At 62.8% G+C, this 16,263-nt stretch carries 13 protein-coding genes and 1 pseudogene; 8 read left to right on the top strand and 6 right to left on the bottom strand.

What is annotated here, in order from left to right:
* Positions 1-16 precede the first annotated feature (16 nt).
* From N0Q91_RS13980 to N0Q91_RS13970, 3 genes are all read right to left on the bottom strand, one after another.
* Complete coding sequence (locus N0Q91_RS13980) at positions 17-1,474, bottom strand: NCS1 family nucleobase:cation symporter-1 (RefSeq protein WP_018094332.1); 1,458 nt, start codon at positions 1,472-1,474, stop codon at positions 17-19.
* 407 nt (positions 1,475-1,881) lie between these two features.
* Positions 1,882-2,268: a CopM family metallochaperone gene (copM, locus tag N0Q91_RS13975; protein ID WP_275596694.1), complete on the bottom strand. Its 387-nt coding sequence runs from the start codon at positions 2,266-2,268 to the stop codon at positions 1,882-1,884.
* Positions 2,269-2,343: 75 nt separating this feature from the next.
* A complete protein-coding gene (locus N0Q91_RS13970) occupies positions 2,344-2,769 on the bottom strand; it encodes a hypothetical protein (protein ID WP_275596693.1) in 426 nt (141 codons plus the stop codon).
* Between the two features lie 232 nt (positions 2,770-3,001).
* On the opposite strand from N0Q91_RS13970, the gene hisS reads away from it, so the two are divergent.
* The 5 genes from hisS to N0Q91_RS13945 all read left to right on the top strand — a co-directional run bounded on the left by hisS (position 3,002) and on the right by N0Q91_RS13945 (position 8,486).
* Entirely contained in the window at positions 3,002-4,516 is a 1,515-nt protein-coding gene (hisS, locus tag N0Q91_RS13965) for a histidine--tRNA ligase (protein ID WP_275596692.1), read from the top strand.
* A gap of 5 nt (positions 4,517-4,521) precedes the next feature.
* Positions 4,522-5,661 (top strand): ATP phosphoribosyltransferase regulatory subunit, encoded by a 1,140-nt coding sequence (locus N0Q91_RS13960; RefSeq protein ID WP_275598137.1) that lies wholly within the window; start codon positions 4,522-4,524, stop codon positions 5,659-5,661.
* Positions 5,658-6,353 carry an ATP phosphoribosyltransferase gene (gene hisG, locus N0Q91_RS13955; protein WP_275596691.1) on the top strand — a complete coding sequence of 232 codons (696 nt, stop codon included), beginning with the start codon at positions 5,658-5,660 and terminating at the stop codon, positions 6,351-6,353. The genes N0Q91_RS13960 and hisG overlap by 4 nt, the downstream gene beginning before the upstream one ends.
* Positions 6,354-6,473: 120 nt before the next feature.
* Positions 6,474-7,181 carry a glutathione binding-like protein gene (locus N0Q91_RS13950; protein ID WP_275596690.1) on the top strand — a complete coding sequence of 236 codons (708 nt, stop codon included), beginning with the start codon at positions 6,474-6,476 and terminating at the stop codon, positions 7,179-7,181.
* Positions 7,182-7,259: 78 nt separating this feature from the next.
* Positions 7,260-8,486 carry an NAD(P)/FAD-dependent oxidoreductase gene (locus N0Q91_RS13945; protein ID WP_275596689.1) on the top strand — a complete coding sequence of 409 codons (1,227 nt, stop codon included), beginning with the start codon at positions 7,260-7,262 and terminating at the stop codon, positions 8,484-8,486.
* Between the two features lie 196 nt (positions 8,487-8,682).
* Here the strand turns inward: N0Q91_RS13945 and groL are convergent, their stop codons facing one another.
* The 3 genes from groL to N0Q91_RS13930 form a co-directional block, all read right to left on the bottom strand.
* Positions 8,683-10,320 (bottom strand): chaperonin GroEL, encoded by a 1,638-nt coding sequence (gene groL / locus N0Q91_RS13940; RefSeq protein WP_010968823.1) that lies wholly within the window; start codon positions 10,318-10,320, stop codon positions 8,683-8,685.
* Positions 10,321-10,395: 75 nt separating this feature from the next.
* Positions 10,396-10,692: a co-chaperone GroES gene (groES, locus tag N0Q91_RS13935; protein ID WP_011970827.1), complete on the bottom strand. Its 297-nt coding sequence runs from the start codon at positions 10,690-10,692 to the stop codon at positions 10,396-10,398.
* A 191-nt stretch (positions 10,693-10,883) separates the two neighbouring features.
* Positions 10,884-11,159 (bottom strand): hypothetical protein, encoded by a 276-nt coding sequence (locus N0Q91_RS13930; protein WP_275596688.1) that lies wholly within the window; start codon positions 11,157-11,159, stop codon positions 10,884-10,886.
* On the opposite strand from N0Q91_RS13930, the gene N0Q91_RS13925 reads away from it, so the two are divergent.
* From N0Q91_RS13925 to ileS, 3 genes and pseudogenes are all read left to right on the top strand, one after another.
* Positions 11,143-11,991: a TIGR01459 family HAD-type hydrolase gene (locus N0Q91_RS13925; protein WP_275596687.1), complete on the top strand. Its 849-nt coding sequence runs from the start codon at positions 11,143-11,145 to the stop codon at positions 11,989-11,991. The genes N0Q91_RS13930 and N0Q91_RS13925 overlap by 17 nt on opposite strands.
* Positions 11,992-12,004: 13 nt before the next feature.
* Complete coding sequence (locus tag N0Q91_RS13920) at positions 12,005-12,988, top strand: bifunctional riboflavin kinase/FAD synthetase (protein ID WP_100669315.1); 984 nt, start codon at positions 12,005-12,007, stop codon at positions 12,986-12,988.
* Positions 12,989-13,270: 282 nt separating this feature from the next.
* Positions 13,271-16,179: pseudogene (gene ileS, locus N0Q91_RS13915) on the top strand (isoleucine--tRNA ligase).
* The last annotated feature ends 84 nt before the right edge of the window (positions 16,180-16,263 follow it).

Raw genomic sequence — 16,263 nt, 5'->3', positions numbered from 1 at the left:
TGATAGCAGTAGACTATCAAGGTTGGGCCGGGTATGGCCTGGCCGATTTGAAGGAGCGGAGCGCGTAGTATATCGCACCCGCTATGGCGACGCCGAAGAACCAGCCGTAGACGCCCCACCATGCCGGCATGACGGATGTAAGCCCCGGCAGGATCGAGGAGAAGACGATCCCGATGCCGGCGGCGATCAGCGCGTTGACGTGCCAGCCGTTCTCGAAGCGGAACTCGCCGTGTTCGCGGTAGAGCGCCTCCACATCCACGCGGCCCTTCCGGATGAGGTAGTAGTCGACCATCATGACGCCGAAGATCGGGCCCATCGTATTACCGATCATGTTGACGAAGTGCGCGGCCCCGCCTTCCCAAGGCGCGAATGGATAGAGCGCGAGGGCGATCAGCGCCGCGATATAGCCACCCTTCTTGAAGTCGATGTGCTTGGGAAAGACGTTGGCGAAGTCGAAGGCGGGCGAGACGAAGTTGGCGACGACGTTGATGCCGAGAGTCGCCACCGCGAAGGTCAGTGCGGCGAGCAGCGCCAGGAACCAGCTGTCGAACTTGGCCGAGATCTGGTCGGGGTGCAGCAGCACCTCGCCATAGACATTGAAGGCGGCGATGGTTGTAACGCCGGCGACCAGCGAGAACAGGATGAGGTTGACGGGCAGGCCCCAGAGGTTGCCGACCTTCAGCGACCGTTCGCTCGGGCAGTAGCGCGAGAAGTCGCAGAAATTGAGATAGAGCGCGGAGAAATAGGTCACCCAGATCGCGGCCACTGCGCCAAGCGCGGCGAACGACCCCGGTAGGCCCGGCACGCCGGCATTCTTGGTCTTTTCAAGCAACACGTCCATCGGGATCGTGTGGCTGAACGAGAAGCCGCCCGCCTTGACGACGAGATAGATCGCAAGCAGCAGCATCATCACCCAGACTGCTGGACCGGCCCAGTCCTGAAACTTTCGAACCGTCTCCATGCCGTTCTGGATGATCAGCAGTTGAAGACCCCAAACGACGACGTAGCAGACGAGTTCGAGGGTGGAATGACCGAGCATGTGGCTCGACTGGTGGAACTGAAGCAGGCTTTCATTGCGGACAAGCAGCGCGACGATGGCGCCCGAGGCTGCCGCCGTCTGGGCGCCGTACCAAAAGCACGCGACGATGGCGCGGACGATTGCCGGGAAGTTCGCGCCCCAGATACCGAAGGACGCCCGGGCCAGGACCGGGAAGGGCACGCCGGTGCGCACGCCGGCAACGCCGACAAGCTGCATCAGGAAGAAGATGATGAGCGAGCCGATGCCGATGGCCAGGAGGAAGTTCATAAAGCTGCCGCAGAAGAGAAACAGGCTGGCGGCAAGATAGTAGCCCCACAGGCTGTGCACGTCCGATGTCCAGACGTTGAAAATGGAGAATGCGCCCCAGTTGCGTTCTTTGGCGGGCGCGAGGTCTTCGTTATACAATTGTGGAGATGCACCGGGTGGTATCGTCATCGTTTCCCCTCTTGACGTCATGGCACCTGTGCCTATGGAAGAGGAGCTTGCCGCCCACTGTCAATATCGCTGCGGGCTCAAAGTGCTACAGCGACCTTTGCGCGCCTCATAAGACGCGCGGCGCTGTAGGAAACGTATCGGAGGACTGCATCCTCTCCACCCTCATCCCTGTGCTCGTCACAGGGATCCAGCAGCGCCGCGTCTGCGGCGCGGGAAGCGTTCTTTCAGCCCAAGGACTTGGTCTGGCTGGATTCCTGTGACGAGCACAGGAATGAGGAGATCAAACAGGCGGCGGCGGGTGGCCCTTAGAGCGGAATGAGGAAAACTGTGCGCCGCCCGCATGCCGCTCTTCTTGCAATCGATCACGTTCATGCTTTTAGGTCGACCCGACCTAAGAGCATCGTGATCTAGCCGCCATTGCGGGCCAGCCATTCCTTCATCATCCTGATCTCCGCTTCCTGGGCCTTGATGATGTCATCCGCGAGTTTGCGGATCGCTTCGTCCTTGCCGTGTTCGAGCTCGACCTTCGCCATGTCGATCGCTCCCTGGTGATGAGCGATCATGGCGCGTACGAAATCGAGATCGGCATTGCCGCTGAAGGCGATGTCCATGTCCTTGTGCATCTTGGCGTTCGCCTCGGCGAAGGCCTTGCTCGACGGGGACGCGTCACCCGCCGCGCCGCTCTCTGCCGAACCGTGATGCATGCTGCCGTGGTCGGTTTCCTGCGCCAGCACGGGAACAGCATCGAGCGTAGCGGCGAGAAACAGGGCAGACAGAGATCGTTTGAGGACCATTTCGTTTCCTTTCATCGAGTCCGCCGCTCACAGGGGCGGACAAAATGCAAAGATGATGGAAATTGGCACGCGCCGTCAGGCGTCCGTATTGTCGCTATCCGGAAGGGCGAACACGCCTTCGAGCGAACCCTCTGCGCCCTCGTCCGTAAGCGTCGAATTGCCGATGCAATAGAGTGGCGAAGGATGTCCCGTTACGCCGCGGACGGTGGTCGAGAAGCAGAAGGACGAGGAGCTTTCCGTCGCCTGTTCCAGAATGTTCAGGATCGTGGACCGGTCGCCTCTGTCATAGGCCCTGACAAGGTCGACGATGCCGCAGGGATTGCGCCGCAGACCGAGGAGGGCAGCGGTTTTGGAACCTATCATGAAAGCGCCGCTGGAAAGGTCGCAGCGCCATGGCTCCACCAGGCAACCCGCCTGCGAGACGCGGCGGGTCCAGGCTCTGTGCGTCTCCGGACTCAAAGGTTTTATGGATCCGGATCCCGGTGTCATGAAGTTCAGCATATCGCTCAGTCCCCAAAGTCGCCCTCGATCTGCTGCGTAACCTATACGCGTAAATTGCGAGATATACAATCACGGCATTGTGATCGGGCCTTTCGCGCAGGAACGCATGCAACGCCGCAATGTTCCGCAAGGCCGCACGCGCGCGGTCTTGCGGCTTGTCGCCGCCCTTGCCGCCCCTGCCATGATCCGGTAGGGAAGGCACCGACCAAGCTTGAAGTCCGGAATGCTTTCAATGAATGAAAAACAGAAGAAAACGCAGAAGCTCAGGGCACGCCTGCCGCGCGGCTTCGTCGACCGGTCGGCCGCGGACATTCGCGCCGTCGACGAGATGATCGCGAAAATCCGCAAAGTCTACGAACGTTACGGGTTCGATCCGGTCGAGACGCCGCTTTTCGAATATACCGACGCGCTCGGCAAGTTCCTGCCCGACAGCGACCGGCCGAATGAAGGTGTCTTTTCGCTGACCGACGACGACGACCAGTGGCTGAGCCTGCGCTACGATCTGACTGCGCCTCTCGCACGTCACGTGGCCGAGAATTTCAACGAAATTCAGCTTCCCTATCGTACCTATCGCGCCGGTTACGTTTTCCGCAACGAGAAGCCGGGCCCGGGCCGCTTCCGCCAGTTCATGCAGTTCGATGCCGATACGGTCGGTGCCGCCGGCGTGCAGGCCGATGCCGAAATGTGCATGATGATGGCCGACACGATGGAGGCGCTCGGCATTGCCCGCGGCGATTACGTGATCCGCGTCAACAACCGCAAGGTACTCGACGGCGTTCTGGAGGCGATCGGTCTCGGCGGAGTCGAGCAGACGAATACGCGGCTGACGGTGCTGCGCGCCATCGACAAGCTCGACAAGTTCGGTCCGCAAGGCGTGCGGCTGTTGCTGGGTGAAGGGCGCAAGGACGAGAGCGGCGACTTCACCAAGGGCGCCGGGCTGAACGAGGAGCAGATCGGCAAGATCCTTTTCTTCGTTGGGATCACGGACTATGCGAGCAGCGCGGACGATCTGGCGGCGCTCGTCGCCGGAACGGCTCGCGGCGCCGAGGGCGTCACCGAGTTGAACACAATCCGCAGCCTTGTACTCAGTGCCGGTTACGAGGCGGACCGCATCAAGATCGACCCCTCCGTCGTGCGCGGCCTCGAATATTATACCGGCCCGGTCTTCGAAGCGGAGTTGCAGTTCGCCGTCACCAATGAAAAGGGCGAGAAGGTCGTCTTCGGCTCCGTCGGCGGGGGCGGCCGCTACGACGGCCTCGTGTCGCGCTTCATGGGTCAGCCGGTGCCGGCGACCGGCTTCTCCATCGGCGTGTCGCGGCTGATGACGGCACTCAAGAATCTGGGCAAGCTGGGCGCCGAACAGGTCACCGCTCCGGTTGTCGTTTGCGTCATGGATCGCGATATCGAAAGCATGGGGCGTTACCAGCGCTTCGTGCAGGATCTGCGGCATGCCGGCATCCGCGCCGAAATGTACCAGGGCAACAAGAAGAACTTCGGCGACCAGCTCAAATATGCCGACCGTCGCGGATCGCCGATCGCCGTGATTCAGGGGGGCGACGAGCGCGCCTCCGGCGTTGTGCAGATCAAGGACCTGATCGAAGGCAAGCGCCTTTCGGGCGAAATCGAGGATAATGTCGCCTGGCGCGAGGCGCGTGTCGCGCAGGTTTCCGTCCCGGAAGGCGAACTCGTCGCGAAGGTGCGCGAAATTCTGGCGGAACAGGCCGAGGACCGGAAAAGGGCGGGTTGACCGCAATGCCTCTGATCAATCTTCCCGCCTTTGCCGGTGACCTTCTCGCAGATTTCGAGCGGCGGAACACGCTGCGCGTCGATACGCCGGTCATCCAGCCGGCGGAGCCTTTCCTCGACATGGCCGGCGAAGATCTGCGCCGGCGCATTTTCATGACCGAGAGCGAGACCGGCGAGAGCCTTTGCCTGCGCCCCGAGTTCACCATTCCCGTCTGCCTCCGCCATATCGAGACCGCAACCGGTACGCCGCAGCGCTACGCCTACCTGGGCGAGGTGTTCCGGCAGCGCCGCGAAGGATCGAGTGAATTCTACCAGGCGGGCATCGAAGACCTTGGCGATCCGGATACGGCCGCTGCCGACGCCCGCGTGGTCGGCGACGCTATGTTCGTCCTCGCCAACCGGTTGCCGGGCGAGCGGCTGAACGTGACGCTCGGCGACCAGTCGGTGTTCGAAGCGGTGATTGCCGCATGCGGCCTGCCCGGGGGCTGGCAGAAGCGCCTCATCCATGCCTTCGGCGATCAAAAGCAGTTGGAACGGCTTCTGGCGGCGCTCGCCGATCCGAAGTCGCCCGGCGTCTTCGGTCACGACGTCGAGCGCGTCGCGGCGCTCGGCATGCTCGAGGACGAGGAGCGGCTCGTCGCCCATATCGGCGAGACGATGAAGGCGACCGGCTATTCGACCAATGCGAGCCGCTCGCCCCGCGATATAGCGCGGCGCCTGAAGGAAAAAGTCGAACTCGCCGCCACCCGCCTGGACAAGGAGGCGCTCGGCGTCATGCGCGCGTTCTTGGCTTTCGATCTGCCGCTCGCCGAGGCTCCGGCGGCGCTCCACCGCTTCGCCGGCAAGGCGGGCCTGAAGATCGATGATGCGCTGGCGCTTTTCGACGCGCGCGTGGCCGCGCTTGCAAGGACCGGCGCCGATCCCGGCCTGATGCGTTACCGCGCCGCCTTCGGACGGCCGCTTGATTACTACACCGGGCTCGTCTTCGAAATCGGGGTCGAAGGCACGCCGGCGGTGCTCGCCGGCGGCGGCCGGTTCGACCGCCTTTTGACTTTGCTCGGTGCCCGCGAGCATATTCCGGCCGTCGGCTTTTCCCTCTGGCTCGACCGGATAGAACAGGTGATCGCTGCGGGGAGGGCGGAATGACCGTCACCATTGCGCTGCCCTCCAAGGGGCGAATGAAGGATGAGGCCTCGGCGATCTTCGAACGCGCCGGAATGAAGATTGCGGCAGTCGGCAGCGACCGGTCCTATCGTGGCCGCGTTGAAGGGTGGGCCGACGTCGAGATCGCCTATTTGTCCGCCTCGGAAATCGCCCGTGAGATCGGCAGCGGCGCGGTCGATTTCGGCGTCACGGGCGAGGATCTCGTGCGCGAAGGCCTGGCGGACGCCGACACCCGGGTCGACTTCGCCGCCCGGCTCGGCTTCGGTCACGCCGATGTGGTCGTCGCGGTACCCGAGATCTGGTACGACGTCGACACCATGGCCGATCTCGGCGATGTCGCCGCGGACTTCCGCGCCCGCCATGGCCGCCGGCTTGCGATCGCCACCAAATACTGGCGTCTGACGCAGCATTTCTTCTCGGGCAGCCACGGCATCCAGCTCTACCGCATCGTCGAGAGCCTGGGAGCGACCGAAGGCGCGCCCGCGTCCGGCTCCGCCGACATCATCGTCGACATCACCTCGACGGGCTCGACGCTCAAGGCCAACCATCTGAAGATCCTTTCTGACGGCGTGATCCTGCGCTCCGAGGCCTGCCTCGTGCGGGCCCGCAAGGCCGCCCACGAGGGCAATCCGGTGATCGACCGGATCGTCGCTGCCGTGCAGGCCGCGCTCTGAGCGCGAGGACGGCGAAGGTGAAGACCGGCAAATTTGCCTTCGACCCTGACAAATGCAACCGACGCTCCCTATGTTGGGGCGGCAGACACCCTTTCGATTTCCCACCTAGAGGCATCCGTCATGGCTGATCTTTCTTCGTTTCCGATCACGGCTCGCTGGCCGGCGAAAAGTCCCGATATCATCCAGCTCTATTCGCTCCCGACGCCGAACGGCGTTAAGGTCTCGATCGCGCTCGAAGAACTGGGCCTGGGCTATGAGGCACACCGCATTTCCTTCGATACCAACGAGCAGAAGTCGCCCGAATTCCTGTCGCTCAATCCGAACGGCCGCATTCCGGCGATCATCGATCCGAACGGACCGGACGGAAAGCCGATCGGCCTCTTCGAATCCGGCGCGATTTTGATCTATCTTGCAGAAAAGACCGGCAAGCTCCTCCCGGCCGATGCGGCCCGCCGTTACGAGACGCTGTGCTGGGTGATGTTCCAGATGGGCGGCATCGGACCGATGTTCGGGCAGTTCGGCCATTTCTTCAAATTTGCCGCCGACAAGGTCGCCAACAACCCCTATCCGGTTCAGCGCTATCGCGACGAAGCGAAGCGTCTTCTCGGCGTCCTTGAAGCGCGGCTCGAGGGCCGTCAATGGCTGATGGGGGACGAATACACCATCGCCGACATCGCGACCTATCCTTGGGTGGAAGGGGCTCGCAAGTTCTATGGCGGCGCCGAGGTGCTCGACTATAAGAGCTTCCCGAACGTCATGGACTGGGTGGATCGCGGCCTGGCACGCCCCGCCGCCCAAAAGGGCATGGAGATCCCGCGCAAGGAGTAGTTTCGGGCGGGGGCCTCCGCCGGAGATTGACCGGGTGCCGGCCGGGAGGATAGCGATGGGCAGAGACGATTGAGACGGATGGAGCAGGTGTCGGGAAGACTTGTTGTTGTCGGTGGCGGTCAAGCCGCATTCGCTTTGGTCGCCAAGCTTCGCGCCCTCAAGGACATGCGTCCGATCACCGTGGTTGCCGCCGAAGCGAGCCTGCCCTACCAGCGGCCGCCGCTCTCCAAGAAATATCTGCTGCGCGAAATGACCCTCGATCGCCTGCTTTACCGGCCGGAGCCCTGGTATGCGGAGCACGAGATCGACATACGTCTTTCGACCGCCGCGACGGCGATCGATCGCGCCGCCAAACGCGTGACGCTCAGCGATGGCTCCAAACTTGCCTATGAGACGCTTGCCCTCGCGACCGGCGCCACGCCGCGTCGGCTGCCGGCTGCGGCGGGCGGCGATCTCGCGGGCGTTTTCGTCGTGCGCGATTTCCGGGATGCCGACCGGCTGGCAGAGGAGATGCAGCCCGGCCGGCGGGTGCTGGTCGTCGGTGGCGGTTACATCGGCCTCGAGGCTGCGGCGGTTGCCCGGACCACGGGGCTCGAGGTCACAGTCATCGAAATGGCCGACCGGATCCTTCAGCGTGTCGCCTCCGGCGCCACCTCGGCGATCGTCCGCGAAATTCACCGCTCGCACGGCGTGGATATACGTGAACGCATAGGGCTCCATCGTCTGATCGGCGACAACGGCCGCGTTACGGCGGCGGAACTCTCCGACGGCTCCGTCATTCCCGTCGATATCGTGATCGTCGGCATTGGCGTGGCGGCGAATGATGCGCTGGCGCACGAAGCCGGCATCGAAACCGCAAACGGCATTGTCGTCGACAGCCATGGCCGGACCTCAGATCCAACGATCTTCGCCATGGGCGACTGCGCCGTCCTGCCGTGGGACGGCATGCGCATCCGCCTCGAATCCGTGCAGAATGCCGTCGACCAGGCGGAAGCGGTTGCCGCGGTTCTCGCGGGCAGCACCGATCCCTACGACCCGAAGCCCTGGTTCTGGTCCGACCAGTACGACGTAAAACTGCAGATTGCCGGCTTCGGCCTCGGCCACGACGAAACGCTCGTCCGCCAGGGCCAGCGCGAGGGCAGCGTCTCGGTCTGGTATTTCCGCCAGGGCAAACTGGTCGCCGTCGATGCGATCAACGACGCCAAGGCCTATGTGACGGGGAAGAAGCTTCTCGAGGCGGGCGCCACGCCGGACCGTGTGCTGCTCGCCAATCCGCAGGTCGATCTGAAGGCATTGCTGACTTAGAGCACTTCCAGGAGAAGTGTGTAACGGTTTTCCGTCCGGAAATGCGTTGGACCAAAGGGTCAGAGCATTTCAGTGTTTCCATGAAACATTGAAATGCTCCAGCGCGGCCGCATGCGCTCCGGCATCATAAAACAAAAAGGGCGGCTCGAGAGCCGCCCTTCGGATCCGGATGGATCGTGCTAAGGCTGTCGCCTTATCACATCATGTCCATTCCGCCCATTCCGCCCATGCCGCCCGGCATTGCCGGAGCGTCCTTCTTGGGCAGTTCGGCGATCATGGCTTCGGTGGTGATGAGCAGCGAAGCGACCGAGGCTGCGTCCTGAAGCGCGGTGCGAACGACCTTGACCGGGTCGATGATGCCCATGGCGATCATGTCGCCATATTCGCCGGTCTGGGCGTTGTAGCCGAAGTCGTCGGTGTTCTTCTCGAGGATCTTGCCGACAACGATGGATGCTTCGTCGCCAGCGTTTTCGACGATCTGACGGGCCGGAGACTGCAGAGCGCGGCGAACGATGTTGACGCCGGCGTCCTGATCGTCGTTTTCACCCTTGACGGTGATCTTGACGGAAGAACGCAGCAGGGCAACACCGCCGCCCGGTACGATGCCTTCCTGAACTGCAGCGCGCGTCGCGTTGAGGGCGTCGTCGATGCGGTCCTTCTTTTCCTTCACTTCGACTTCCGTCGCACCGCCGACGCGGATGACGGCGACGCCGCCGGCGAGCTTGGCAAGGCGCTCCTGCAGCTTCTCACGGTCGTAGTCGGAGGTGGTTTCTTCGATCTGGGCCTTGATCTGAGCGACGCGGCCTTCGATGTCGGACTTCTGGCCGGCACCGTCGACGATCGTCGTGTTTTCCTTGGTGATCGAAACCTTCTTCGCGCGGCCGAGCATGTCGAGCGTGACGCTTTCGAGCTTGATGCCGAGGTCTTCCGAGATCACCGTGCCGCCCGTCAGGATGGCGATGTCTTCGAGCATGGCCTTGCGGCGGTCGCCGAAGCCCGGGGCCTTGACGGCAGCGATCTTCAGGCCGCCACGCAGCTTGTTGACGACGAGCGTTGCGAGTGCTTCGCCTTCGACGTCTTCAGCGATGATGAGGAGCGGCTTGCCGGTCTGAACGACGGCTTCGAGAACCGGGAGCATCGCCTGCAGGTTGGAGAGCTTCTTCTCGTGCAGGAGAATGAAAGCGTCTTCCAGGTCGGCGACCATCTTTTCCGGGTTGGTGACGAAGTAGGGCGACAGGTAGCCGCGGTCGAACTGCATGCCTTCGACGACTTCGAGCTCGGTTTCGGCAGTCTTGGCTTCTTCAACCGTGATGACGCCTTCGTTGCCGACCTTCTGCATCGCTTCGGCGATGTCGAGACCGATCTGCTTTTCGCCGTTTGCCGAGATCGTGCCGACCTGGGCGACTTCGTCCGAGGTGTTGATCTTCTTGGCCTTGGCGAGCAGGTCCTTGACGACTTCGGCGACAGCCAGGTCGATACCGCGCTTCAGGTCCATCGGGTTCATGCCGGCGGCAACGGCCTTCGCGCCTTCGCGAACGATCGCCTGGGCGAGAACGGTTGCAGTCGTCGTGCCGTCACCGGCGATGTCGTTGGTCTTCGAAGCGACTTCGCGGACCATCTGGGCGCCCATGTTCTCGAACTTGTCTTCGAGTTCGATCTCCTTGGCGACCGAAACGCCGTCCTTGGTGATGCGCGGCGCGCCGAACGACTTGTCGATAACGACATTGCGGCCCTTCGGGCCGAGCGTCACCTTGACTGCGTCGGCGAGGATGTCGACGCCGCGCAGCATCTTTTCGCGCGCGCTGCGGCCGAACTTGACTTCTTTAGCTGCCATTTTGAAAGCTCCTGGTTTCGAAACTCCGGAACTGGTCCGGTTTCAAATTACGGAATTTGAAGGGGTGCCGGCCGATCAGCCGATGACGCCCATGATGTCGGCTTCCTTCATGATCAGAAGGTCTTCGCCGTCGATCTTGACTTCGGTGCCGGACCACTTGCCGAACAGAATGCGGTCGCCGGCCTTGACGTCGAGCGGAACAACCTTGCCGCTTTCGTCGCGGGCACCCGAACCGACAGCCACGATCTCGCCTTCCTGCGGCTTTTCCTTAGCGGTGTCCGGAATGATGATGCCGCCCTTGGTCTTTTCTTCAGACTCGACGCGGCGGACGACAACGCGGTCGTGCAGCGGACGGAAATTGGTGCTTGCCATTGTCTAATCCCTCGATCAAATGACACTGCGGGTCGCGAATGGACCCGCCGGATGGGTGTTAGCACTCTTCTCAAGTGAGTGCTAGCGCCAGCCGAGATAAGGGTGGCCGTGAAATGAGTCAAGGATCGGCTCCGAGATTTTTTGCCGCCCGTGATCGTTGACAGAGCGAGGCCCCGCCGCGGCTTGTTTGATTACCTCATCCCTGGAAGAGGCGAGACTGCAGGATCCGTTTCCTGCCAAAGGAACATGCCGTAGACCGCGCAGTCGCCACGTGAGGAATTCAAGCGCATCGCCATGCGCGCCGACAAAACCGACCCGAGCTTCAACGCGCCGCTTCCTGGAATTGCTTTAAAATCCTTGGGAAGTGCCGCGTTTTTCTCGGCGTGAGGCTTGTATTCTTGCCCCTTCCTTGCGATGTCAGCCGGAAAGCCGAGTTTGCAGGAAGCCAGCATGGCCGTCAGGATCAACAGTTTTCGGGAAATCGCCGGTCGTTACGACGTGGTCCTTTGCGACGTCTGGGGCGTGCTTCACAACGGCATTCAAGCCTTTGCATCCGCCTGCGAAGCGCTGGCCGAGGCGCGCGCCCAGGGGCTGACCGTCGTTCTCATCACCAATTCACCCCGGCCGCATCCGGGCGTCACGGTGCAAATCCGCGGCCTCGGCGTCCCCGACGAAGCCTATGACCGTATCGTGACCTCCGGCGACGTGACGCAGGCGCTGATTGCGACGGCCGACAAACGCATCTTCTTCATCGGAGCCGACCGGGATCTGCCGCTGCTCGAAGGGCTCGGCACCGAGATCGTATCCGCCGACGAGGCCGAGACGATCGTCTGCGCCGGCTTCTACGACGACGAGACCGAGACGCCCGAGCACTACCGCGCGACGCTGACGGGGCTCGCCAAGCGGAAAATACCGTTCATCTGCGCCAACCCCGATCTTGTCGTGGAGCGCGGGCATAGGCTCATCCCCTGTGCCGGTGCCATCGCCAAACTCTATGAAGAGCTCGGCGGCGAGGCCCGCATTGCCGGCAAGCCCTATATCGCGATCTATCAGGCCGCTCTCGCGCAGGCCAAGTCCGCCAGGGGTAATTTCGATCTTTCGCGCGTCATCGCCATCGGTGACGGGATGCCGACCGACGTCAAGGGCGCGCAGGATGCCGGCTTTGACCTGCTCTACATCAGCGCGGGCATCCATGCGCAGGAATACATGCACGAAAGCCGCACCGACGAAGCGAGGCTCATGGCCTTCCTGAGGCAGAATGGGGCGCAGCCGAAATGGTGGATGCCGCGGCTGGCATGACGGGACGATCGGCATGACCGTTTTTCACCGCAACGAGACCCGCGATCCGCTGCCCGAACATCTACGCGGCGGTGTGGTCGCGATCGGCAATTTCGACGGCGTGCATCGCGGCCATCAGTCGGTGCTGAACCGCGCGCTGGAGGAGGCGGTGAAGCGGGCCGTTCCGGCGCTCGTGCTCACCTTCGAGCCGCATCCGCGTACCGTGTTCCGGCCCGACGCGCCGGTGTTCCGCCTCACCCCGGCACCGCTGAAAGCCCGCATACTCGAGGGAATGGGATTCGGTGCCGTCATCGAATATCCTTTCGACCGGAGCTTTTCGGAGCTTTCGGCCTCCGACTTCATTCATAGCATCCTGCGCGAATGGCTGCACGCCTCCCATGTCGTCACCGGTTTCGATTTCCATTTCGGCAAGGGGCGGGAAGGCGGGCCGGCCTTCCTGATGGCGGCCGGGGAGCGCGAGGGATTCGGCGTGACGCTTGTGGATGCATTCCGCGACGAAAACGCCGCCGTCATATCCTCGAGTTTCATCCGCTCGCTGCTAGCCGAGGGCGACGTTTCGCACGCGGCCGGGCTGCTTGGCTATCGCTATACGGTCGAAGCCGAGGTCATCGACGGCAAGAAGCTCGGCCGCACGCTCGGCTATCCGACCGCGAACATGCGCCTGCCGCCCGAGGCGGAGCTGAAGAGCGGCATCTATGCGGTGCGTTTCCGGAGGGCGGACGGGTCCCTCCATGACGGTGTCGCAAGCTTCGGCCGTCGCCCGACGGTCGACAGCGACGGCGAAGCCTTGCTGGAGACCTTCGTTTTCGATTTCTCCGCGGATCTCTACGGCGAGATCTGCGCCGTATCCTTCTTCGGCCGGTTGCGCGACGAACTCAAGTTCGACGGTCTGGAGCCATTGATGGTCCAGATGCGCAAGGACGAGAGCGAGGCCCGCGCGCTGCTTGCGGGCGTTCAGCCCCTGAGCGAGATCGACCGCAGGCTCAATTTCGCCTGAGCGGCGGCAGGGCCCTATGCCATCCGATGCGTCAAAGATTTCGGGCATGCGCGGCCGGCGGACCTTTTCAAAAGGCGGAAAACGCCTTAAAGAACCGGCCATAATGACCCGGTTCCATCGAGTGATCGTCGATCAGCGAATTATTGGCCCGGCTTTCCGCGCGCTCTAGTCTGCGCCGGAAGGTCCGGGATTTCGGCGTTTCAACGCCCCCATCATCTTCGAGATTACCGAACCCTTCCGCCTGCGTGACTGCCCCGCGCGGAAAACACGAATGCGAAAACCATGACCGAGACCGCTGAAAAGATCGACTATTCTTCCACTCTTTACCTGCCGCAGACGGACTTTCCGATGCGTGCCGGCCTGCCGCAGAAGGAGCCGGAGACCGTCGCCCGCTGGCAGAAGATGGAGCTTTACAAAAAGCTCCGCGCGTCCGCTGCCGGCCGCGAGAAGTTCGTCCTGCACGACGGCCCTCCCTACGCCAACGGCAACATCCATATCGGCCACGCCCTGAACAAGATCCTCAAGGATGTGATCAACCGCTCTTTCCAGATGCGCGGCTTCGATGCCAATTACGTGCCGGGCTGGGACTGCCACGGTTTGCCGATCGAATGGAAGATCGAGGAGAAGTACCGCGAGAAAGGCAAGAACAAGGACGAGGTGCCGGTCAACGAGTTCCGTAAGGAATGCCGTGAATTCGCAAGCGGCTGGATCGGGATTCAGACCGAGGAGTTCAAGCGCCTCGGCATCGAGGGCGACTTCGAAAACCCCTACACCACGATGAACTTCCACGCGGAAGCGCGCATCGCCGGCGAGTTGATGAAGATCGCCAAGTCCGGTCAGCTCTATCGCGGCTCCAAGCCGGTCATGTGGTCGGTCGTCGAGCGTACCGCACTTGCCGAGGCCGAGGTGGAATATGCCGACGTCGAAAGCGACATGATCTGGGTGAAGTTCCCGGTGATCGAAGGCCCCGATGCGCTTGCCGGCGCCTTCGTCGTCATCTGGACGACGACCCCTGGACGATCCCCGGCAATCGCGCGATCGCCTACTCGTCGCGCTATGCCTATGGGCTCTATGAAGTCGCGACCGCCGAGAACGACTACGGCCCGCAGCCGGGCGAGAAGCTGATCTTCGCCAAGCGCCTCGCGGACGAGTCGGCGGCCAAGGCGAAGGTCACGTTCAAATTCGTGCGCGATGTGGAGGCGGCCGATCTGGCCGCGATTACCTGCGCCCATCCGCTGCACGGCCAGGGTGGCGGTTATGCGTTCAATGTCCCGCTTCTCGACGGCGAGCACGTCACCGACGATGCCGGTACCGGCTTCGTCCATACTGCACCCAGCCATGGCCGCGAGGACTTCGAGGCCTGGATGGACAATGTGCGCGTCCTCGAGGAACGCGGCATTTCGTCCACGATCCCGTTCCCGGTCGACGATGCCGGCTATTTCACCGCCGACGCGCCCGGCTTCGGTCCGGATGCGGAAGGCGGCGCCGGCCGCGTCATAGACGACAAGGGCAAGAAGGGCGACGCCAACGACCGCGTCATCAAGGCTCTGATCGGCCGTCACGCGCTCTTCGCGCGCGGCCGTTTGAAGCATTCCTATCCGCATTCCTGGCGGTCGAAGAAGCCGGTCATCTTCCGCAACACGCCGCAATGGTTCGTCACCATGGACAAGGATTTCGGCGACGGCACGACGCTGCGCTCGCGCGCGTTGAACGCGATCGACGAAACCCGTTTCGTGCCCGGCGCCGGCCAGAACCGTCTCCGGGCGATGATCGAGCAGCGCCCCGACTGGGTGCTTTCGCGCCAGCGCGCCTGGGGTGTGCCGATCGCGATCTTCGCCGACGACGAGGGCGAAATCCTCGTTGACGACGAGGTCAATGCCCGCATCCTCGACGCTTTCGAGAAGGAAGGAGCGGACGCGTGGTTCGCCGAAGGCGCGAAAGAGCGCTTTCTCGGCAACGACCACGACCATGCCCGCTGGCACCAGGTCACGGACATCCTGGACGTATGGTTCGATTCCGGATCGACCCACACCTTCACGCTGGAGGACCGTCCGGACCTGAAATGGCCGGCCGACGTCTATCTCGAAGGCTCCGACCAGCACCGCGGGTGGTTCCATTCCTCGCTGCTCGAAAGCTGCGCGACGCGCGGCCGCGCGCCCTACAACGCCGTCATCACCCATGGCTTCACCATGGATGAGAAGGGCGAGAAGATGTCGAAGTCGAAGGGCAATACCGTCACGCCCCAGGAGGTGATGAAGGATGCCGGCGCCGACATCCTGCGCCTCTGGGTCATGACGACGGACTATTGGGAAGACCAGCGCCTCGGCAAGACCATCATCCAGACGAATATCGATGCATACCGCAAGCTGCGCAACACGATCCGCTGGATGCTCGGCACGCTCGCCCACGACAAGGGTGAGGCTGTAGCGCTTGCCGACATGCCGGAACTCGAAAGGCTGATGCTGCATCGTCTTGCGGAACTCGACCGGCTGGTGCGCGAAGGCTACGACGCCTTCGACTTCAAGAGGATCGCCCGGGCGCTCATCGATTTCTCGAATGTCGAACTCTCGGCTTTCTATTTCGATATCCGCAAGGATGCGCTCTATTGTGACGCGCCGTCGTCGCTGCGCCGCCGCGCGGCCCTGCAGGTCATCCGCACCCTTTTCGATTGCCTGGTGACCTGGCTTGCACCCATGCTGCCCTTCACTGCCGAGGAGGCCTGGCTTTCGCGCAACCCGCAAGCCGTTTCCGTGCATCTCGAACAGTTCCCCACGGTCCCGGCGGAATGGCGTAACGACGCGCTCGCCGAGAAGTGGCGGAAGATCCGCGAAGTCCGCAAGGTGGTGACCGGCGCGCTCGAGATCGAGCGCAAGGAAAAACGCATCGGCTCTTCGCTGGAGGCGGCGCCGGCCGTCCATGTCGCCGATCCGGATCTGCTCCAGGCGCTCAACGGCCAGGACTTCGCCGAGATCTGCATCACCTCGGGGATCGAAGTCGACGGGGGCGAGGGCCCGGAGGATGCGTTCAGGCTGCCGGACGTCGCGAAAGTCAGCGTCGTACCGAAACTCGCCGAGGGCCGCAAATGCGCCCGCTCCTGGCGAATCACCACCGATGTCGGCTCCGATCCGCTCTATCCGGACGTCTCCGCGCGCGACGCGGCCGCCCTGCGGGAGCTCGGCTTCAAGCCGTAATCGATCGGTTTACCGGGTGAATTGCGTTCAGGCTCTTCATCCGGTAAAACCTGCCCGAAATTTGGCGGATTTTTCCGCCATGGG

The organism is Sinorhizobium prairiense (genome assembly GCF_029201645.2).
GTDB classification, from domain to species: domain Bacteria; phylum Pseudomonadota; class Alphaproteobacteria; order Rhizobiales; family Rhizobiaceae; genus Sinorhizobium; species Sinorhizobium meliloti_A.
This window is presented reverse-complemented; position numbering and strand designations above follow the sequence as displayed.